Source organism: Novosphingobium huizhouense, assembly GCF_020179475.1.
Classification (GTDB): domain Bacteria; phylum Pseudomonadota; class Alphaproteobacteria; order Sphingomonadales; family Sphingomonadaceae; genus Novosphingobium; species Novosphingobium huizhouense.
In genome coordinates this window covers 682480-701686 of sequence record NZ_JAILXZ010000001.1, presented here as the reverse complement: position 1 = coordinate 701686, position 19207 = coordinate 682480, and the positions used below count along the sequence as shown (strand labels likewise).

Below are 19207 nucleotides of genomic sequence, written 5' to 3'. Positions count from 1 at the left end.
TGGCGGCCGGGCAATCTTTGCAGGCGCGCTCGTGCACGGCGCGTTTTTCGGCCGCGCAACCGGGCGCTAGGCGCGTATTAACACGTAGCGCGCGATAAGCGGCCGATGCGTGCGACGATCTTCGAAGCTGTCAGCGAATTTGCCGCCTTCCTGCGCCGGCCCCGGCTGCTCGTCCCCTCGGGCCTGCGGGCGACGGGGGCGGGGCGGCTGTGGTTCGGCATGGCGGCGCTGCACCTTGGCGTGCTGCTGCTGGTGCTGCTGCCGTTCCTCAAGCTGTGGCAGCAGGTCTTCGCGCTGCCGTCGCCCGACGCCTACGGCAAGCTCGCGCCGCAACTGATGGCGCCGTTGGTGGTCGTGGTCGCGCCGGTGCTGGAGGAGGCGATCTTCCGCGGCTGGCTGACGGGAAGGCCGCGCGCGCTGTGGCTGCTCGGCTGCTTCCTCGGCCTTGTCGCCGTGGCCCTGGTAGCGGGCGCGGGCGGGAGCGCGATTGGCACCAGCGTTGCGCTGCTGGCGCTGCTTGTAGCCGCGCCCGCAGGCTGGTTCGCGCTGCGCCGCCGACCCTCGCTGGCGCTGTTCGACCGCTGGCAGCCGGTGGCGTTCTACGGCAGCGCGGTGGTCTTTGCGCTGTCGCATCTCGCCAACTATCCGCGCGTCAGTCCTGCCGCGATCGCGCTGGTCCTGCCGCAGCTGTGGACGGGCCTGACCGCGGGCTTCGTTCGGCTGCGGCTAGGCCTGCCGGCCTCCATCCTGCTGCACATGACCTCGAACGCGCTCGCGCTCGGGCTCGCCTTCGCGCTATCGCAGCTGGGGTGAGGCGGGCGCGCTACTGCGCGCCCTTGACCACCTTGCCGCCCTTCATCACGAAGTCGACGTGCTCGAGCCGGGTCACGTCGGCGAGCGGATCGCCCGAGACCGCGATGATGTCGGCGGGCATGCCCGGCGCGATCCGGCCGACGCTGTCCTTGCGGTCGAGCACTTCGGCGGCGCTGGTCGTGGCGGCGACGATCGCCTGCATCGGGGTCATCCCAGCCGCGACCATCAGCGCGAATTCCTGCGCGTTGAGCCCGTGCTTCGATACCCCGCTGTCGGTGCCGAACGCGATCTTCACGCCCGAGCGGATGGCGAGACGGTGGCTTTCCTTCATCGCTGCGGCGGCCTGCTCGGCCTTGACGATCGAGGCCGGCGGCAGTGCGCCGGCGCGCGCCTGGGCGAGCGCGGCGACCGGCGCCATCATCGTCGGCACGAGCCAGGTGCCGTGCGCGACCATCGCCTTGACTGTCGGCTCGTCGAGGAAGGTGCCGTGCTCGATCGTGTCGACGCCCTGCGCCACGGCGCTCGCCGTGCCGGCGGCGGCGTGGCTGTGCGCGGCCGCCTTGCGCCCGAAGCTGTGCGCGGTGTCGATGACCGCCTTCATCTCCTCGCTGGTCATCTGCTGGCCGAGCCCGCCGGCGACGTTGGACAGCACCCCGCCGGTGGCGGCGAACTTGATCACCTGCGCGCCGAGCCGGATCTGTTCGCGCACGGCGCGGCGGCAGTCGTCGGCGCCGTTGCAGACGTTGTTGTAGTCGTGCGGGTGGAAGGCATCGAAGCTTTCCTCGTTGAGCCCGTTGTTGTCGCCGTGGCCGCCCGAGACCGAGATTGCCTCGCCCGCGTTGACGATCGTCGGACCCTCGATGTCGCCGCGGGCGGTGGCGTCGCGCAGCGCGCGGATGCCGCGCGGCGGGCCGCCGAGGTCGCGCACGGTGGTAAAGCCCGCTTCAAGCGTTTCGCGCGCGTGCTGCGCGGCGAGGAAGGCGGCGTCCTCGCGGTCGCGCGTGGTCGCATCGAGCCGCGCCTTGAGCGGGTCGCCGTCGCTGAACAGATGGACGTGGAGATCGGTAAGGCCGGGCAGCACGAACCTGTCGCCCAGTTCGACGACTTTCGCGCCCGCCGGCGCCGGCACGTTGCCGTCGCGGATCTCGCTGACCTTGCCGTCGGTGACGACGATCGTCGAGGCCCCGCGCGCCGCCTTGCCCGGCTGGTCGAGCAGGCGCCCGGCGTGGATGTAGGTGACGTCGGCAGCCTGCGCCGTAGCGGGCAAGGCGCAGCCGGCGAGCAGGACGGTGGCAAGGATGCGGCGCATGATCGGTCTCCCCTATGGTTGCAGGGGAGACTAACCGCCGATGCTCCAAGGTAAAGCCTTACCGCGATCAGCCGTTGACGATGGTGCCGCCGTTGGGATGCAGGACCTGTCCCGACATGTAGGAGGAGTCTTCGCAGGCGAGGAACAGGAAGGCCGGCGCCACCTCGTTGGGCTGGCCCGGGCGGCCCATCGGCGTCTTTTCGCCGAAGTGCGAGAGCTTCTCCTCGCTTGCCCCGCCGCTGGGGTTGAGCGGCGTCCAGATCGGCCCGGGCGCGACCGCGTTGACGCGGATGCCGTGGGGGACGAGGTTTTCCGACAGCGAGCGGGTGAACGCGGTGATCGCGCCCTTGGTGCTCGAATAGTCGAGCAGTTCGGGTTCGCCCTGGTACATCGTGACCGAGGTGCAGTTGACGATCGCCGCCCCTTGCTTGAGGTGCTCGCGCGCGGCCTGGACCAGGTAGAACATCGCGAAGATGTTGGTCTGGAACGTGCGCTGCAACTGCGCCGGGGTGATGTCGCGGATATCCTTGTCGGGGTGCTGCTCGCCGGCATTGTTGACGAGGACGTCGAGCCGGCCCCAGGTCTCGATCACCAGGTCGACCAGCGCCCGGCCCACGTCCGGATCGCCGAGGTCGCCGGCGAAGGTCAGCGCCTCGCCGCCTTCCGCCTCGCACAGCGCGCGGGTCTTCTGTGCGTCTTCGTCCTCGCAGAGGTAGGCGATCGCGACCTTCGCGCCTTCGCGTGCGAACAGCACGGCCACGGCGCGTCCGATGCCGCTGTCCGCGCCGGTGACAATCGCGACCATGCCCTTGAGCCTGCCCGAGCCGGGAAAGCGCGGCTGCCATTCGGGCTTGGGGCTGAGATCGGCTTCACTGCCCGGCAGACCATCCTCATGGATCTGCGGGCGGACATCGGCGGCGTGCTGGTCGGTCATCTCTGGTTCCTCGCGCGGGAAAGGCGAGGGACCAACCGGAGGTCGCGGAACCGGTTCCTGCCGCAGCACGCCGCTGCGACAGGCCGCGCTCAGCCGATGCCGAGCGCGTTCCTGCCCCGGCGCGCAGGCGTCAATCGATGCCGAGCGCGTTCTTGTAGGTTTCGAGCACGGCTTCCATCTCGCGGCGGTCGTCGGGCTTCATCTTCCGCAGGCGGACGATCTGGCGCATGATCTTGGCGTCGTAACCGGTGGCCTTGGCCTCGTTGTAGACGTCCTTGATGTCGTCGCCGATGCCCTTCTTCTCTTCTTCGAGGCGCTCGATGCGCTCGATCAGGAGGCGCAGGCGGTCGTCGGCGGATTCGGCCATCGGGGTACTCCGGGAAGGTCTCGAGGAAACTGGAAGCGGGGCCTTTAGGACCAGCCGCCCGATTCGCGCAAAACCCCGCCTGTGGAAATGTCAGTCGGCTCCGTCCTCGCCGTCGGGAGCGGAGGGAGCGGCCTGCGCGCGGCCCTTGAACCCTTGCGCGATGACGTACCACTCGGACGAATCCTTGCGGCTCGCCGGCGGCTTGGCGTGCTTCACCGTGCGGAAGTTCTTCTTGAGGATTTGCAGCAGTTCGCCGTCGGTGCCGCCTGCAAAGACTTTCGCCACGAAGGCCCCGCCCGGCGCGAGGGTGGTCACGGCAAAGTCCACCGCGGTCTCGACCAGGCCCATCGTGCGCAAGTGGTCGGTCTGCTTGTGGCCGACGGTGTTGGCGGCCATGTCCGAGATGACGAGGTCGGGAGGCCCGTCGAGCGCGCCTTCGAGCGCGGCGGGGGCCTCGTCGGCCATGAAGTCCATCTCGAAGATGGTCACGCCCTCGATCGGATCGGTCGGCAGGAGGTCGATCCCGACCACCGCCGCCTGCGGCGCTTTCTTGCGCACCACCTGGCTCCACCCGCCCGGCGCGATGCCGAGATCGACCACCCGTTTCGCGCCTTTCAGCAGGCCGAACTTCTCGTCGAGCTCGATCAGCTTGAACGCCGCGCGGCTGCGCCAGCCCTCGGCCTTGGCCTGCTTGACGTAAGGATCGTTGAGCTGGCGCGAAAGCCAGCGGACCGACGACTGGCTGCGGCCCTTGCCCGTCTTCAGCCGCTCGCGCGGGTCACGTCCGGAACGGCTCATGCGCGGGCACTCCGCTTGAGGTTGCGCAGCGCCTCGCGGCTGCGTTCGGCGTCGCTGCCTGCAGCCATCAGGCTGCGCAGGATGCCTTCGCGGATGCCGCGGTCGGCAATGCCGAGCCGGTCGGCCGGCCAGATGTCGAAGATCGATTCGAGGATCGCGCAGCCGGCGACGACGAGGTCCGCCCGTTCGCGCCCGATGCACGGCACCGCCTGGCGTTCGGGCGGCGACATCGCCGCGAGCGACTGGCTGATCGCGCGCATCGCCGCGGTCGGCACGATCAGCCCGTCGACCGCGCGCCGGTCGTACTGCGGCAGTTGCAGGTGCAAGGTGGCGAGCGTCGTGACCGTGCCGCTGGTGCCGAGCAGCCGGATCGCCCCGCGCGCGACCGCGCGTTCGCGCTCCTGCGCGATACGGTCGGAAAAGGCGGCGAAGCCTTCGTCGACGAGGCGGCGCATCTCGGCATAGGCCGCGGCGCGGGCGACCGGATGGTCGGCGATCGGACCGACCCCTTCGGTCAGCGAGACCACCCCCCACGGCACCGACTGCCAGTCGAGAATCCGCGGCACGGCCTCGCGCGTGTCGACCAGCACCATCTCGGTCGAGCCGCCGCCGATGTCGAAGATCATCGCAGGGCCTTCGCCGTGCTCGAGCAGGATGTGGCAGCCGAGCACGGCAAGGCGCGCTTCCTCCTGCGCGGTGATGATGTTGAGCCGGATGCCGGTCTCGGCATGGACGCGCTCGATGAAGGCGGCGCCGTTGGTCGCGCGCCGGCAGGCCTCGGTCGCGACCGAGCGGGCGAGGTGGACGTTGCGCTTCTTGAGCTTCTCGGCGCAGACGTGCAGCGCGGCGAGCGCGCGGTCCATCGCCGCATCCGACAGCCGCCCCGACTGGGCAAGCCCTTCCCCGAGGCGCACGACACGGCTGAACGCGTCGATCACCACGAAGTGATCGCCCGAAGGCCGCGCGATCAGCAGGCGGCAGTTGTTGGTGCCGAGATCGATCGCTGCATAGGCCTGGCGATGGTGGGGAACCGGCTTGGTCCAGCCATTGCTGCGGGCCTGTTCGGCTCCCGCGGCGAGGGCAGCTCCGCCCGAGGCTTGCGCGTCCGGTGTCCCGCCATGGGGAGGCGGGGGGCCCTTGCTGGCGCCGGCGCTTGCAGTCGGGGCCGGCGTGCCCGCATCACGGGACGCCCGCGGGGCGACGGTCCGGGACGGAGCCGAACTCCGGCCCCGTTTCCTGCCGCTGCGCTGCCCCCGCCGCTTCTTCGCCGGCGGATCGAAGTCCGCCATGATCGTCGTATCGCTTTATGTTCTCCCGCGCGCCTGACCGCGAGCGGGTACTTGACGCCATGGTAGCGACGCCCGGTCGCGCGCACAAGGCATGGTGGTCATTTCCACGCCGGGGCCGCTTGACACCGCCAATCCCCCCGCCTAAGTGCGCGCCTCTCGTTGCCCCGTCGTCTAAAGGTAAGTTCTGCGACGGACGTTATTTTTCAATAACTTAGGTGGCGAAAACGGTGCGACTTTGCCCGTTTTTTCCCATTTCGTCGCATCATGGCAGCGGCAGGATGATCGCGTCGCCCAGGTCGTCCAGCTTGGTCTGGAGCGATCCGATGATTGTCCCGTCGATCGCGTTGTTGATCGAGCTGGCGAACTGCTTCGTGTCGATCACCTGGCCGGTGACGTCACGTACCGCGGCGGCTTGAACCTGAGCCGCCGCCCGAGCGCGCTGGGCGATGGAAAGCACAGCACGCGGCATCAGTGCTGCGCCTCTTCGCTGTCGCTGTCGCCACCGTCGAATGAAGCGCCCTTGTCACCCCACTGCGCCCTCAGCGTGCGCCGATTGATCGCCATGCCGAGGCCGCACAGCACCAGCACCACGCCGCCGATCGCGATCCACAAGACCCAGCGCAGCGTCGTCGCTCGATTGTCCTCGGTCGCCACCGTCCATCCATGATCCGGCAGCAGCGCCGCCATGCCCCACCACACGATCGCGGTCAGTACCACCGCGCCGGCAATGCTGAAGATCAGCGCCAACAGCTTGCGCCAGTCGCGTGGTGGCCAGTCGGGCAAGGTCATTCGGCCATCTCCGCCGCCAGCCTCTCGTCGTACAGGTTCCGGCGATAGCCGGCGCCGTTGTAGGCCGCTGCGAAGGGCTTGCACGTCGCGGGATTGCTGGTCAGCAGCGCAAGCTCGTCCTGCAGCCGGAAGTGCTCGATATAGCGGATCAGCATGTCCAGCTGCGCCGCCTCGCTCTCCGCGGCCGCGCGGGCCATGGCATAGGGAGAGTCATAGTCGAGCTCGTCCCACCATTCCCCCATCACCTGGAACGCGCCCCAGCTGCACGCCTGGAAAGCCTCCTCCACCGCGCCGGTGGCGATGGCTCCGTTCAGCTTGGCCCAGCTGTCCTCGTTGTATCCGCCACTGTCGCGCTGGCTGAACGCGGCCGGGCTGAAGCGGCCCCCGGTCCACTTGTGGAACCTGTGACGCTCGAACAGGATCTTCGGCCGGCCGGCGGCATCGAAGCCTCGGCCCGAGGACTCCACCTTGCGCACCGCATTCAGCTGTCGGATCGAACAGCCAAGCCGTACCGCTGCGCTGGCGATGTCACCGGGCGAAAGGGCCGCCGCGCGGGTGTTGCTGAACTGCGCCAGCAGCGCGGCCCGCGAACGCGGACCCCACTGGCCGTCGGGCGCTGCGCCAACGGCGCGCTGCAGGTCGATGATCGTCATCATTTCACCACGTGCGGTACGTCGATCGGCATCCGGCCGCCCGACAGCTGATACAGCGCGAGCGCCAGCACCGCCCAGGCCAGTGTCTTTTTCAGCCAGGTCCACAGACCCTTCCCCGCTTCGGCGAACAGCTCGCGCGCAATTTCCTCCTTCAGCTTGGACACCACGGCCGACACGTCGGCGTCGGTCAGCTTGCGGTCCTCGCCCACCGCTCAGCTGCCCGTGTAGCCGCGCAGGTTGACATAGATGCCGCCGGTGACCGCGGATACCGCAGCGACGTTGACAGCGGTGTTCGCGGTGCCGCGCAGGCAGGGGCTGAAGGCGATGTCGCCTGCGCCAAGAGCGGTATCGGTCGCGGCGGTCTGCAGCTTGCCGCGCCACATGACGGTGGTGCCGTCCTTCACGACAATTTCGGTCGCAGCCCCAAGAACATCGTGGGTGATGTCGATCGCGCAGACGTAGTTGCGGACGCTGGCGCCTGCGGCCGCCTTGACGGCAACGTCAGCCGTCGAATTGACGATCCCGCCGGTAACGGCAGCGTACTGCCAATACGTTGCCGACAGCGCCGGCTGCGTCACGAGCCCATTGCTGTCGCCGCGCGTCCGGTCCCAGGTCGAGCCGTTGAAACCGAATGCGGCCATCGCGACCGGATCAGGGTTCGAGGCCCAGCCAGTGCGTCCGGTGAACCCGATCAGCGGGCGTGCGTCCGAGCCGCCGCCGGAACCGCCTTGACCGGCCGAAACATAGAGCATGCCGTTGGCGTTGCTGAGCGCATCGGCGCGCTGCCCATCGGTCAAGGTGGCCCATGTCGTACCGCCATTGACCCGCCCGCCGATCTTGATCGGATTGCCGGCGTCCGTCGTTGCCTGCGCCACGTTGCCTTGGACCTGATCCGCGGCCGCGCCCGTGTTTGCGGCCGAAACGCGCAGCGGGTTGGCGGCCGTCACCGGGGCGCAAGCCGCGTTGCTCGCATTGCACTGCAGCGGCACCGTCGCCGGTGCGGTCACTCGGCCGAGCGCGGTCGGATAGACCGACTGCGCGTAAGCCGGCGCTTCGGCGAACCCCATGCCGAGCACCAGGACCAGCAGCAGCACAACCACGGCCGCCACGAATTGCAGCTTCTTCATCGCAAGGTTCCTCCTGTTGTTGGTCACGCGGCTCCCTGGCGGGTGACGACCCACCCGGTGTGGGGGTTGGCCGCGCGCCGCCAAGTCAGCTCGACGGCGGTGTTGTCGGCGGTGATCGTGGCCTTGGTGATGCCGTTCGACTTGATCGTGATGGTGTTCGCGCCGTTGACCGCCCCGCGCGAGAGGACCGTCACCGTGAAGCCGTTATACATCTTGGTGTAGTCGCCAGACGGGTTTAGCTCGACCGTCCGCGGCGCGGTCAATGCCGTCTGGAACACGAGCACGTTCGGCCCGCCATCGGTCGGCAGGTTGTAGTCTGCGTTGCCCAGATCGGCCGAAAGGCGGCGGCGCTCGTTGCGCTCGTAAACGAGGGCATCGGCCGTGGCTCCGTTCGCAATATCGGTGAACGGCACGGTCAGGAAGCCGTCGTCGGAATGGTATCCGACGCGAGCCATGCCGCCACCGCCGGTCGCCAGCCAAGTAAAGTTGTTGAGAGCGTACCCGATCGCCGAACGCATATAGCCGATGGTCAAGTCGCGAACCGCGCCCCCGATGTAGGATAAGCGGATCGACGGCGACATATTGCCGCTATTGATATCAATATTGCCACTGATCGACAGCGTACCGATGTGCAGGACGCAGCTCGGCGCGTAAATTAAAGAATTTTGCGTGCTTGAAAACGCGGTGCTGTCACCGTCGATGGCGAAGGTTTCGAGCTTGAGCGCGCCGATCTCTGCCCCCGAGCCGGCTTGAAAGGAAATCAACGGGTTGCCTCGACCGCCGCTGGCGTTGGTCCCTTTGTTGCCCAGGAACTCCAAACTCTCGATGGTCCACGCAAACCCTCGAATTTGCTTTAAGGCCACATCGGTCATCGACCCCATTTCGATAACCATACGGCCCCACCAGTTTCCGGGGGTGCCAGCGGTAGTGCCGGACCAATCCATCGCGTGCCCCGTAAGGCCGAGGCCCGTGCCGACGAAGCGGAAGTGTGACCACGAGTTGCCCCACGGAGCTTCCTGTCCGCCCTCGACCTTGATGCCGTCGTATCCCCCCTCGAAAACCACATTGTGCATCTGGCTAAGATACATCGAGGTGCCGGTGCCGGCCGGGGCGGGGATATACGGGATGAGCAGACAGGCGGCCGAAGAATTGCCCACCTGCTGCGTGGCGTAGGTGAGCCGCAGGTTCGATAGCTCGACCGAGTGCATATACCCGCTGGCGCCGTCGCCGGTCTTGTCGCAGGTGATGACAGGCACGTTGTTGGTGTATTGCTTGATGATCGACTGCTCGGGGCCGTCCCCGATGATGCCCCAACCGTGGTTGCGGTAGATGCGAAGCGGTTGCGTGATCTTGTAAGTGCCCGCCGGGAGACGCACCCGGCGACGGTTCAGTGTCGCCCAATCGACCGCGGCCTGGAGCGCGGGGTAGTCATCGGTCGCGTTGTCGCCCTTGGCGCCGAAGTCCTTGACGCTCGGCGTCTCCATCAGCTTTTCGGCAATCCACCGTCGAACCGCGCCGGTAGCCGCCAGCAAAAAGGTGCGCAGCCGCAACCCGCCCGGCGTCGCGCCATCATGGACCGCAACGTCCCCCTGCTCGGGGATGAAGGCCGCGCGCCCTACCGGATAGACGATGTTGTCGAGCGTCTTGCTTCCCGTCGTCGTCCCGGTCTGCTCGATCGGCAGCTTAAGCGAGCCCATTGTACCCTCCATCGTAAGTGTCGCCGCTGCCGGCGATGCCGTGGAAACCACCGTCGAACGTGCCGGCGCTGGCCGGCGTGGTCACGAAGCTGGAGAAAGGGAGGGCCTGCGGCTCGCCATAGGCATCGAAGTAGAACAGCCGGTCGATCCGGTCGGCGCGCAGCGGCAACTCGTTGATCGTCTCGCCGCGCTGCACCCGCACCGCGCGGCCGCCAAGCTCGGCCTGGTCGCGCCTCTGCTCCTGCGCCACGCGGGTCAGCAGGTCGAGCGCGGTTTCAACGCTGCGGGCGGGGAAGGGGCTGTGGGGCGCGAACGGGCGATGCTGCGCAATCTCGCTCTCGCGCAGCAACTGCCAGTGTTCCATGGGGGCGCCGTCGGTCCGCGCGGTGATCTTGGCGGCGGCGCTCGGCCCGTCGCCAGTGATCGTATAGTCGATATCCCGCACCAACAGCACCGGCGCGCTGCCGTCGGCAGGCCAGCGCCACACCAGCAACTCGTCCGCGCTGGCGAACGAAAACGGGATCGCCTCCGGCAGACTGCCCGCGCCCGGATAGTACCAATGCTCGCTGGAAGTCGTCTCGACAGTCACGGGCCAATCCATTCACGACCGATCGATTCGCGAACGGATCGCGATTCGACCGGGAACGGATGGGGATCGGAAGGCCCGGAGATAGGACCTCGATCTAGCCTAGTTTGTCATAAGCGTCAATTTTGAAAGCAGCGTCACCCAATTTGGCGCTTATTGGCACTTCTTGGCGCTATCTCGACCTGGCTGGGCCGGTTTTCTTGGCAAATCGGTTGAGGGCTCATGGTCGAAGCACTTGCCCATAAGCGCAACATAGGGGATATTAACCCTCAGGTAGCTGCCTCGGCGAATACCTTTCGAATGCTCCACCCGGCCCTGACGCTTCTATGCGCCGGAGGCATAGGGCCTACCGGAGCGCGGGCTCGACCCCGTATGTTCGAAAGGAGCGGATCATGCGTGTGCATGTTCGCGCTTACGAGCGGTTTCGCCTCGGGCGAGTGGAGCATGTGCGTGCCCACACTCGCCGCTGGCCGAACCAGCTTGAATTCAACTTCTAGGCGAGGTTGAACGCCGGGGCAGTTACCACCCCCTGCGCATTACGAAATTCGCACACGCATATCGCTTTTACAAGGACAATGTTCGCGCATCGCGAACGTCGTGTTCATCTGGACCACGATCCTGCCGTCACCGTCCCACCACATTCCCCAGGTTCGGCGCCCGCACCGGTGCCCCAGCGCCCGTCATCGAGCCGGGCCCTGCCCAGTACGCCGTCCCCTGTTCCTGCGCATGCCTGATCGCCGCGCGGCGCGCCTGCGCCACGTTCGGGTCGGCCAGCTCGTCGATCCGGTCGCCCAGCAACCGCTCGTAGGCAAGCCGCGTGTACCACAGCGATATGCCGGGAATCTCCGGCTCGATCGCGCGCACCGCGTCCTTGCCCCAGTTCGCCTTGGTCGTCGGATCGCCATCGAGCGCGGCCTTCGCGTTGCCGATCGTCGCGCGGCCGATGTTGTCCACCGCCTGCGCGCCGGGGCCGAGCAGGCTGCGCCCCATGCCCCCGCCGAACCGGTCGGTGCTGCTTCCCAGCAGGTCGCCGAAGATGCCCGCTCCGCCGCCCTGCAGCGCGGCCGCGCCGATGAATCGTCGCGTCGTCATGTCCTGCGGGTCGCGCCCCTTGGCCAGCTCCTTCAGCTGCAACGCCGCCGCGCCGCCGGCGGTGGTCAGCAGCATCAGCGAAAGGCCGTAGGCGGCCTTCCCCGTGATGCTCTCCTGCTCCAGCATCCGCCGGCCGTGCAGCGAAAGCATGGCCATCGGGAAGCCCTTGAACAGGAAGAAGCTGCGGCCCAGCTCACCCACCCAGGTGCCCCTCTTGAGCCGCGAATTGATCGTCGCGCGCGTGCGCAGGTCGGGCTCGATCACGGCATAGTCCATTTCGGTGTGGATCAGCCGCAACAGGTCGTCCGCAGCGCTCGCGCCCGCCGGCCCGGCCGCGATGTCCTCGGGGAACAGCCATTCCGCGCCACGCTCCGTCCGCGTCGGCGTCGCGCGCAGCTTGTCCCACCGCGCGCCGTCGAAGCCATAGCGGGAGAGCATGCGCCGGAACCCTGCGTCCAGCCCCTCCCAGCTCGTGCCGCGCTGCTGTGTCAGGTTGGCCATCAGCTCCAGCCCGAAAGCCATCTTCCCGGCCTCGGTGTGCATGGCAAGGCCGCTCGCCCGAATGACCCCTTCGGCAAGGCGGCGCGACAGTTCGTGCGTCAGTTCCTCGCCGGTATAGCGCCACTGCGCCGCGGCCAGGCTGATCCACTCCTGGCTCACCATGCCAAGCCGCGCGGCCAGTTCGCGATCGGCGGCATTGCCCGGGTTCATCAGCTCGAAGTATCGGGCGAACATCCGCATCACCGGGATGCGGTTGTATCCCGCCGCGTGGGCCATCGTGCCGAAGTCGGCGGCGGCAGACAGCGCAGCGCCGCCCAGCTTCGCAGCGGTCTGCTGCGCCCGGAAGATCGAAAAGCCGATCGCCAGGCGGCGGCTTTCCGGGCGGTGCATGGATCCCGAATATTCGCCGTAGAGCAGCTCCAGCTGCGATCTGGCCTTGTACGCCCGGTCCATGGCCCGCGCATCCTTGGCCAGCGCGGCCGATTTCTCCAGCCAGTCGCCCTGCCAGCGCAACGTTGCCTGCGGGTTCGGCCCCAGTTTCTCGAGTGCGGCGATGTCGCGGCTCATGCGCTCCACGTGCGCCAGCATGGCATCGAACGGCGTCGCGCTGCCGGCGAAGCGGTCGGCATAGGCGCGCCATTCGTCCGGCCCGGCAAAGTGCAGCACGCGGTGATCGGCCCGACTGTTGGCCAGCGCCGCGCCGCCGATCGCGCCCGGCTCGCGCCGGCTCCATCCGTCGGTGGCAATTGCCTCCCACATATCGTCCAGCAGCGTGGAAAGCCGCGCGTCGTCCATCGGCAACCCGGTTTCCCAGTCGATCATCTTGGCGCGGTCCAGCAGGTCGCCCTGCATCACGAACGCTTTCCACTCCGCCGCCCCGGCCTCGCGGATGCGCCGCGCGTCGTGCAGCTGGGGCAGCGCCCACCCTTCCAGCTTGGCGATATTGCCCCCGGCGGCGTTGAACCGGCTGCGCAGCCATTCGGCCGTGCGCTGCCAGGCTTCGGCGATTTCCTTGGCGTTCAGGCTGCCGCTGTCGCGCCCGTGCAGCTCGTCCACCACGTCGTTAAGGTCGCTCTTGAAGCGCACTTCGCCCAGCAGGTTGCGCCGGTGCTTGGCCAGCAGGCCAGAAAGCATGCCCATCGCCTGGTTGCGCACCGCCACCCGGTGCTTGTCCATCGCCACGATTTCCTCGTGCGCGGCCTCGCCATTGAACGCCCCGTTAGGCAGTGCGTCGCGCTGCCGCCGTTCCAGCCAGTCCGATTGCGCGCGCGCCTGCAGCAGCGCCGTGCGCTTGCGGTGCAGCGCTGCGGCCTCCAGTGCGCGCATGGCCCGCTCGCTCGCCTCGCTCGCCGCAGCGCTCTCGCCCATCGTGTGCTTCAGCACGTTGAAGTGCATCGAATAGAGCCGGTCGGCCTCCGCCGCCTTGCCCTTGGCAATCTTGCCCTCGGCCACAAGCCCGGCGACACAGGTGGAAATCGTCATGCGTTGCCCTTCGGTCCGGGGATCATGCAGTTCTCGATGGTGGCGTTGTCGGCGGTGTCGCGGTCGATGTCGGCCAGCAGGTCCTTCATCGACTTCGGCGGGCTGCCATCGCCCAGATCGAATGTCGGCTCGATCGGCCCGCCGAACAGCCCTTCGGGCAAGGTCGGGTCCTGCGCCTTGCCTGTCTTGCGCGCGCCGCTCAGCGGCTGCTGCGCCGCCAGGTCGTTCTCCTGCCGCGCCTTGGCCTGCAGGTTCGGATCGACGGCTGCGCCATTGTCAAGTGAAGCACCACGACTGCCGCCTTCCGGCGATCCATCGAACACCGCGATCGTCGTATGGGTATCGTCCTGAAAGCGGATGCCTTCATACCCGCGCGAACGCAGTTCGTCGACGATGTGGCGGCGAATGCCCTCGGCATCGGAACCAGTTATGCGCTTGGTAAAAGACCACAAGGAGTTGGTCGCGTTTGCTCCGCCTATGGTCAGGTCGCGCTTTGCATCTTGCACGATGATTTTGCTGATCCGGCCTTTTTCCGGAAGGCTGGCAAGGACCGCAAGACCTTCTTGCGTTGTGATGTCCAGCAGCTTGGCAGAAGCCGGCGCGGCTTCCACAAGAATACGCCCGGCTTTGCCCACAACCCGGCGGCCGCCACCAGCCCCGGCATAACGGGCTGCATCCATGACGTTTTCGGCCCAGAAAGTCATGCCCAAGCCGTTTGGGTTAGCGGGTTCCCACATCCCCGCCGTCGCGTGGAACAGGGCTTGACGGCCGGATTGTTCGATCACGGCAGCGCGCGCCTCGGCATTGGTCAGATGCTGCTCCCACTGCGGGGTTATTTCGCCATCGGCATTGGCAACGGGAATGTCCTCGGCCACCGCCTCGGCCGCCCGTGCATCGTGCTCCAGCGTGTCCGCCTGCCGCGCCGCGCTGTCGCCTTCGGGATCGAGGAACCGGGTCGTTTCCTCGCGGGGCAGGTCCTCTAGCCTTGGCGGGCCTTCAGCAGCGCTTCCATCATTCGCGCGTTCTTGGCCGCCCGCTGTCGGATTTCCTCCGTCGCGCGCGGGTCTGCCGCTATCTCCCGCTGCTGCGCCAGCTTCTCCGCCAGGAGCGGGATTTTCGGAGGTATGCGGCCATTCATAGTCCAAGTCCTCGTACTGGATGTCGCCAGTTTCGTCCACGGCGGCCCAGCGGGTCGCATCGGCAATGTCGTTGATCGCCTTCGCCAGCGCGTCGTCCCAGTGCAGAAACTCGGGCAACGTGTGGGCGATGTCGTAGGCGTAGGAAAGCAGCTCGTCGTCCAGCAAGTCGGGCGCCATGCCCCACGCTTCGGCAATGGCTTCGAACTGCTGCCGTGCGAAAAGCGAAACAGGAGAGGGCGCGTCCCCTTGGTCCGATTCGGCGAGAATTGCCGAAGGATCGGGCGGGGCCTCGCCCATTTGCGCCGCATCCTCTCGGGTGTAGCGCTTCTTTCCGTCATTGAATCGCTGGTCGATGAAAGCCAGCACTTCGGCGGTCGTAGGGCGGCCACCTTCCGCGCCGTTCAGATAGCCCGCCTCGTGAAGAAGTTCGCCGATCTGGTCGACCGAACGGCCGCTATGGCGAAGCAACGGTCCGAATGCGCCCATGTGCTTCCAGTTGCGCCCCCCGCCGGATCGCGCCCGGCGCGCCCGATTCTTGGCAGCTTCGGAAATCATCCCATCCGGCCCGATTTCCTTGGGCGACAGGGTTTTCAGCCCAAGATTGTGGCCCTCGTCGTCGCGTAACCCGCCCACGCTGGCGATGAAGTCCAGCACGTCGAGCGGACCTTTGCTGCGTATCCGGTCGGTAATGGACCTTGCGCGCACGAACGCGCCGTCCTTGCGTCGCACGCGAACGCCGCCACCCTTTTCCTTCACCAGCTCTAACAGTGCGGTGCGTACTTCGGGCGCGGTAACGCCCAACTCCTTGGCTATTGCGTCCAGGTCGTTCAGGTCGCGTCCGGGCTCCGCAACCATGGCGCGCACCCGGCTTACCGTGTCTTGCGCTTCTGCGGGCAGGTCCGGACGCGCGGTTGCCTCGACTGGCTTCACGGGTTCGGCCAGCGGCACTGGCGCCCCGTCCGCGTCGGTTGGCTCCACCGGCACGGGGTGCGCGTCCTCAGGGAAGGCATCGGCCACGATCTGCTCCGGGTCCATGCCCCGCGCGCGCATTTCCGCTTCGAGCCGCGCCGTCTCCGCCCGCACTTGCGCCAGCTCGGCGTCGATCTGCGCGCGTAGCCCCGCTTCCATGTCGGTCGCTGCGGCAGGGTTCAGGTGCAGCCCGCCGCCGTCGCTGCCCGATCCGCCCATTTTGCGGTCGGCAAAGGCGCGGATGTCCCCTGCCGTCCGCCCTTCCATGATCGAACGGTTGGCCGTGATGCTGGCATCGTGGATCAGCCCTTTCAGCGGCGTGTCGCCCCCCGCGCGCAACACCTTCTCGGCGTCCGCTGGCCCCAGCAGGTGCATCAGGTACAGGTTGCCCTCGGTCACCGGCGCGCCGATCCGCTGCAGGTGCGCGGCATTGTCGGCGGTAAGGTCCGCCATCAACGCGTCCTGCAACCGGGGGTCTGCCCGCTTGGCAAGGATCTCCGCGCGGGTAAGGCCACCCGTGCCGAAGCGGCGGGTATAGTATCCGATCCATGTTCCGGCGGTGAACTGATAGCGTCCGAACGCGGTCGATGTCGCGGCGGCGGCGGCATCGTTGCCGCTGCTCTCCGCGCGCCGCACCCGCGCCATGAACCGGCTTTGCGCATCCCCTGCGACCGTCCCCGTGGCCAGTGCCGTATCGCCCCGGCCAAGTTGCGGAACGGGTCCGCCCGCATCGGGCGGAACAAAGGAGGGCTTTTCGCCTGCCGTCCCCGCGATGATGTCCGCCATCCGCTGGCCCAGCAGGTCAAGGTGCGCCTGCGTGCCCTGACCGTTCGGCAGGAAGGGGTTGCTGCCCTCGATCGCCGCGTTGCGCGCCAGAGCATCCGCCGCGCCGCGCTCGGCCTCGCTCATGTTCTCCCGCCCGATCAGCGCGCTGGAAAGGTCGGCAATCAGCTTGTCCTCGCCCGCCGGGTCCAGCGTCGCGCGCGCTTCCCACCGCGTGCGCAAGCCTTGGGGCAGCCGTTCCCAATTGGCCGCCACCGCCCTTTCGAACCCGGCATGCGCGCCGCGCGCCACGCCGTGGACCGCTGCACCGAACACGAACGCTTCGGCCGCCCCCATGGCGATGTCGCTGGCCGTCATGGGCTTCTCGCCCAGCTTCACGCGCGCGTCGCTGTTGGCGGGTGCCTGCCCGACTTCCAGCGCAGCGTTCACCGCGCCTTCCACCAGCATCCCGCGCAGCACCGGCAGGGCTGCGGCCTTCAGCGCGGCCCCGGCCATGGCGCCACCGATCAGGTTTTCCGGGTCGCCGAAGCTGGATATGGCCCCGCCGATGAATTGCACCCCGGCGCCGCCGCGCGCCGCCAGTTGCGCGTCCTTCGCATAGGCGCCGTCACGGGTGATCGCCGCCGCCTCGAACGCCGTGCGATCTTTCGGCAGCGCGGCCAGCGACTTCGGCAGCGGCACGCCGCGCGCGCGCAAGTCCTGCAGCCGCTTCCACACCGCGTCGCGCTTGTCTTGTCCGAAAAGCGCACCGTTGCCCGTCTGCAACCTGATCAGGTCGTGCTGGCCTTCCACTTCGTCCAGCGCGTCCGCCAGCGACAGGTACGCATCACCCACGCGCCGGTTCTGCGTGAAGGGCACGGCGTCGAAGCTCGATCGCACCGCCGCCGGAATGCTCTCCAGCAGCGAAGGCGTCGGCTCGGGCGGCGGGGGCGGTGCCTGGGCGGCGTCCAACCGCGGCCCGCTCCATCGCTCGTTGGAAATCGGCAGCGGCATTCATCGGCCTCCCATGGGCGGCGCGCCGAACAGGAACACGCTGCGGCTCTTGGTCAGCAGGCTGCGCCCCTGCGCGTCCTGCAGGCGGTAATAGACGGTGCCGTCCGGGTCCTCGTGGTCCACCGTCGGCTGATAGTGGGCCAGCACGTCGGCTTTGTTGGCCGGCGCGCCATTGGCATAGACCGCGCCATGCGCTGCGAAGTCGAACCGGCTCATGCGCCGGTCGAAGTCCGCCCCGGTCCATGTCTCGGGCAGGATCACCTTGCGCCCGCGCACGTCGCCGATGCCGCCGCGCCAGGCGCCATCGGGATACTGGCGCGCGCCCATCACGATACCGATGGAGCGAAGGAAGGCGGGCTTGTCGAAGCCGCTCTTGTTGGCCTTCGACATCGCGCCCACGTAGTAATCCAGCGCCGCCTCGTACACGTCGCCGCCGCCACCCAGCTGGTTGATCAGGGCAGGCGAAAGCGCCTCGGCAAATGCCGTCCTGGTCGCCTCGTCGTCGATCGCGCCCTTGTCGGTCTGTGGCAGGAACGGCGCCGCCCTGTCCTGCGCCGCGCGGCGGTTCGTGCCCAACAGCGCCGTATCGCGTGCGTTTGGCGGCAGCGGCGCGAACAAGGCCAATTTCGCCTGCCCCATCTTGGCGGCCACCCGGCTGCGCTGGTCCACCGGCATGGCAGCCATCTGTGCCACTGCCTGCGCCTGCCCGCCGGGGCCGCTGCGCCAAAGGGTCGAAAGGTTTTCCCCGTCCTTCTCGTCGCGGTTGTCCAGCGCCTTCTGCGCGCGCTGCAGCCGGCGCGCTTCTTCGGCGCTCGCCCGGCCGGCGCTTTGCTTGGCGCGAAGGTCGGCTATCGCCACAGACAGTTGAGGCGTAGTCATCCCCCGCATCGCCTTGGCCTGCTCGGCTCCTTCCGCAAGGTAGGCGAACTCGAGCAGGTCGGCCTGCTTCACCCCGGCATTCTTCGCACCGTTGAAGGCATTCTGGATTTCGGCCTGGGGAACGTCGTCGCCGTTGTCGATGCGGACCTTGATTGCCTTCAGCGCATCCACCGCGTCGCCCCGCGCCGCGCTCGCCGCGCGCTCGACTTCAAGCTGCTGCTCGCGCCCGGCGGCCTTCGCCCGCCCGCGCCATTGTTCCATTTCGTCGGCGCTGAACACGCCCTGCAGCGAACCATCGTCCAGAAGCGCCTGAACCCCCGACACGTTGCCGGCGTTCAGCAATCCGTCGAGCGTCCCGCCGAAGGTCTGGCGCAGCGCTCCGTCCCACACCTTTGCCTTGGTGTTGCCGTCCCAGTCCGCCGCATCGATCATCTGCTTGATCGGAGTCAGGTCCTTGATCGCCTGCAGCGGGTCGGGCTTGCTCTGTTGCGTGATCGCGATGGCGTCGATCGCCTTCTGCGCACCCACGCCCTGCGCCTTGGCGCGCTGGCCCAGCGCCCAGGCGCTTTCCTCACCCACCAGCGCGTCGCGGAAGCCCCGCACGGCGGGCATGAACCGGGCAAGCACTTCCGGGTCGTTGCCGCTGGCCTGGCCCAGGTCGTCCATGAAGCGGTTGGTCAGCTCGTCGGCCTTGGCCGCCGCGGCATCCTCGTGGCCGATCGCGCCGTCCTTGCTGTTCGTGCGCAGTGCGGTCATGGCCTGCTGCGCCTCCAGCTTGGCGTCGGCCAGCTTGCCCATCCAGATCGCCGTCACCGCGCTGCGCTCGCGCCGCTTGGCGTCCTCCGCCACGCGCATGTCCACTTGCGCGTTCTGGTCCGCCATGCGGCTCATGGTCTGGCCCAGCGAAGTGATCCCCTGCGCAATCGCCATGCCGACCTGCCCGGTCTGAACCTGGCTTTTCATCACCACGCCTTGCGGCAGCCGCGCGATATAGCCTTCGGCCATCG

General features: G+C 67.8%; 16 protein-coding genes. 1 reads left to right on the top strand and 15 read right to left on the bottom strand.

Going from position 1 to position 19207, the window contains the following annotated elements; translation table 11 throughout:
* Positions 1 to 105 precede the first annotated feature (105 nt).
* A complete protein-coding gene (locus K3A85_RS03460; RefSeq protein WP_225205105.1) occupies positions 106 to 813 on the top strand; it encodes a CPBP family glutamic-type intramembrane protease in 708 nt (235 codons plus the stop codon).
* Positions 814 to 823: 10 nt separating this feature from the next.
* Here K3A85_RS03460 and K3A85_RS03455 read toward each other — a convergent pair whose 3' ends face one another.
* The 15 genes from K3A85_RS03455 to K3A85_RS03385 form a co-directional block, all read right to left on the bottom strand.
* Positions 824 to 2122 carry a metal-dependent hydrolase family protein gene (locus K3A85_RS03455; RefSeq protein ID WP_225205104.1) on the bottom strand — a complete coding sequence of 433 codons (1299 nt, stop codon included), beginning with the start codon at positions 2120 to 2122 and terminating at the stop codon, positions 824 to 826.
* Between the two features lie 67 nt (positions 2123 to 2189).
* Positions 2190 to 3056: an SDR family oxidoreductase gene (locus tag K3A85_RS03450; protein WP_225205103.1), complete on the bottom strand. Its 867-nt coding sequence runs from the start codon at positions 3054 to 3056 to the stop codon at positions 2190 to 2192.
* Between the two features lie 130 nt (positions 3057 to 3186).
* Entirely contained in the window at positions 3187 to 3423 is a 237-nt protein-coding gene (locus K3A85_RS03445; RefSeq protein ID WP_169494743.1) for a DUF2312 domain-containing protein, read from the bottom strand.
* Positions 3424 to 3513: 90 nt separating this feature from the next.
* Positions 3514 to 4221 carry an RlmE family RNA methyltransferase gene (locus K3A85_RS03440; protein WP_225205102.1) on the bottom strand — a complete coding sequence of 236 codons (708 nt, stop codon included), beginning with the start codon at positions 4219 to 4221 and terminating at the stop codon, positions 3514 to 3516.
* Positions 4218 to 5510, bottom strand: a complete 1293-nt coding sequence (locus tag K3A85_RS03435; RefSeq protein ID WP_225205101.1) for a Ppx/GppA phosphatase family protein — start codon at positions 5508 to 5510, stop codon at positions 4218 to 4220. Before K3A85_RS03435 ends, K3A85_RS03440 begins: the two co-directional genes overlap by 4 nt.
* A 262-nt stretch (positions 5511 to 5772) precedes the next feature.
* A complete protein-coding gene (locus K3A85_RS03430; protein WP_225205100.1) occupies positions 5773 to 5979 on the bottom strand; it encodes a hypothetical protein in 207 nt (68 codons plus the stop codon).
* A complete protein-coding gene (locus K3A85_RS03425) occupies positions 5979 to 6299 on the bottom strand; it encodes a hypothetical protein (protein WP_225205099.1) in 321 nt (106 codons plus the stop codon). The genes K3A85_RS03430 and K3A85_RS03425 overlap by 1 nt, the downstream gene beginning before the upstream one ends.
* Complete coding sequence (locus tag K3A85_RS03420) at positions 6296 to 6952, bottom strand: N-acetylmuramidase domain-containing protein (protein ID WP_225205098.1); 657 nt, start codon at positions 6950 to 6952, stop codon at positions 6296 to 6298. Before K3A85_RS03420 ends, K3A85_RS03425 begins: the two co-directional genes overlap by 4 nt.
* The gene (locus tag K3A85_RS03415) at positions 6952 to 7161 is read right to left on the bottom strand and encodes a hypothetical protein (RefSeq protein WP_225205097.1); all 210 of its coding nucleotides are present in this window, start codon (positions 7159 to 7161) and stop codon (positions 6952 to 6954) included. The genes K3A85_RS03420 and K3A85_RS03415 overlap by 1 nt, the downstream gene beginning before the upstream one ends.
* A gap of 3 nt (positions 7162 to 7164) precedes the next feature.
* On the bottom strand, positions 7165 to 8079 hold the full coding sequence (locus K3A85_RS03410) for a hypothetical protein (protein WP_225205096.1): 915 nt from the start codon (positions 8077 to 8079) through the stop codon (positions 7165 to 7167).
* 23 nt (positions 8080 to 8102) lie between these two features.
* Entirely contained in the window at positions 8103 to 9776 is a 1674-nt protein-coding gene (locus K3A85_RS03405) for a glycoside hydrolase family 55 protein (protein ID WP_225205095.1), read from the bottom strand.
* Entirely contained in the window at positions 9763 to 10365 is a 603-nt protein-coding gene (locus K3A85_RS03400; RefSeq protein ID WP_225205094.1) for a hypothetical protein, read from the bottom strand. The genes K3A85_RS03405 and K3A85_RS03400 overlap by 14 nt, the downstream gene beginning before the upstream one ends.
* Before the next feature lie 621 nt (positions 10366 to 10986).
* A complete protein-coding gene (locus tag K3A85_RS03395; protein WP_225205093.1) occupies positions 10987 to 13437 on the bottom strand; it encodes a hypothetical protein in 2451 nt (816 codons plus the stop codon).
* Complete coding sequence (locus K3A85_RS03390) at positions 13434 to 17321, bottom strand: hypothetical protein (protein ID WP_225205092.1); 3888 nt, start codon at positions 17319 to 17321, stop codon at positions 13434 to 13436. The genes K3A85_RS03395 and K3A85_RS03390 overlap by 4 nt, the downstream gene beginning before the upstream one ends.
* Entirely contained in the window at positions 17322 to 19205 is a 1884-nt protein-coding gene (locus K3A85_RS03385; RefSeq protein ID WP_225205091.1) for a hypothetical protein, read from the bottom strand.
* Positions 19206 to 19207 lie beyond the last annotated feature (2 nt).

Bases quoted from the DNA above. Each gene is read 5' to 3' on its own strand.
- K3A85_RS03460 (WP_225205105.1), top strand. From the start codon at position 106: ATGCGTGCGACGATCTTCGAAGCTGTCAGCGAATTTGCCGCCTTCCTG.
- K3A85_RS03455 (WP_225205104.1), bottom strand. From the start codon at position 2,122: ATGCGCCGCATCCTTGCCACCGTCCTGCTCGCCGGCTGCGCCTTGCCC.
- K3A85_RS03450 (WP_225205103.1), bottom strand. From the start codon at position 3,056: ATGACCGACCAGCACGCCGCCGATGTCCGCCCGCAGATCCATGAGGAT.
- K3A85_RS03445 (WP_169494743.1), bottom strand. From the start codon at position 3,423: ATGGCCGAATCCGCCGACGACCGCCTGCGCCTCCTGATCGAGCGCATC.
- K3A85_RS03440 (WP_225205102.1), bottom strand. From the start codon at position 4,221: ATGAGCCGTTCCGGACGTGACCCGCGCGAGCGGCTGAAGACGGGCAAG.
- K3A85_RS03435 (WP_225205101.1), bottom strand. From the start codon at position 5,510: ATGGCGGACTTCGATCCGCCGGCGAAGAAGCGGCGGGGGCAGCGCAGC.
- K3A85_RS03430 (WP_225205100.1), bottom strand. From the start codon at position 5,979: ATGCCGCGTGCTGTGCTTTCCATCGCCCAGCGCGCTCGGGCGGCGGCT.
- K3A85_RS03425 (WP_225205099.1), bottom strand. From the start codon at position 6,299: ATGACCTTGCCCGACTGGCCACCACGCGACTGGCGCAAGCTGTTGGCG.
- K3A85_RS03420 (WP_225205098.1), bottom strand. From the start codon at position 6,952: ATGACGATCATCGACCTGCAGCGCGCCGTTGGCGCAGCGCCCGACGGC.
- K3A85_RS03410 (WP_225205096.1), bottom strand. From the start codon at position 8,079: ATGAAGAAGCTGCAATTCGTGGCGGCCGTGGTTGTGCTGCTGCTGGTC.
- K3A85_RS03405 (WP_225205095.1), bottom strand. From the start codon at position 9,776: ATGGGCTCGCTTAAGCTGCCGATCGAGCAGACCGGGACGACGACGGGA.
- K3A85_RS03395 (WP_225205093.1), bottom strand. From the start codon at position 13,437: ATGACGATTTCCACCTGTGTCGCCGGGCTTGTGGCCGAGGGCAAGATT.
- K3A85_RS03390 (WP_225205092.1), bottom strand. From the start codon at position 17,321: ATGCCGCTGCCGATTTCCAACGAGCGATGGAGCGGGCCGCGGTTGGAC.
- K3A85_RS03385 (WP_225205091.1), bottom strand. From the start codon at position 19,205: ATGGCCGAAGGCTATATCGCGCGGCTGCCGCAAGGCGTGGTGATGAAA.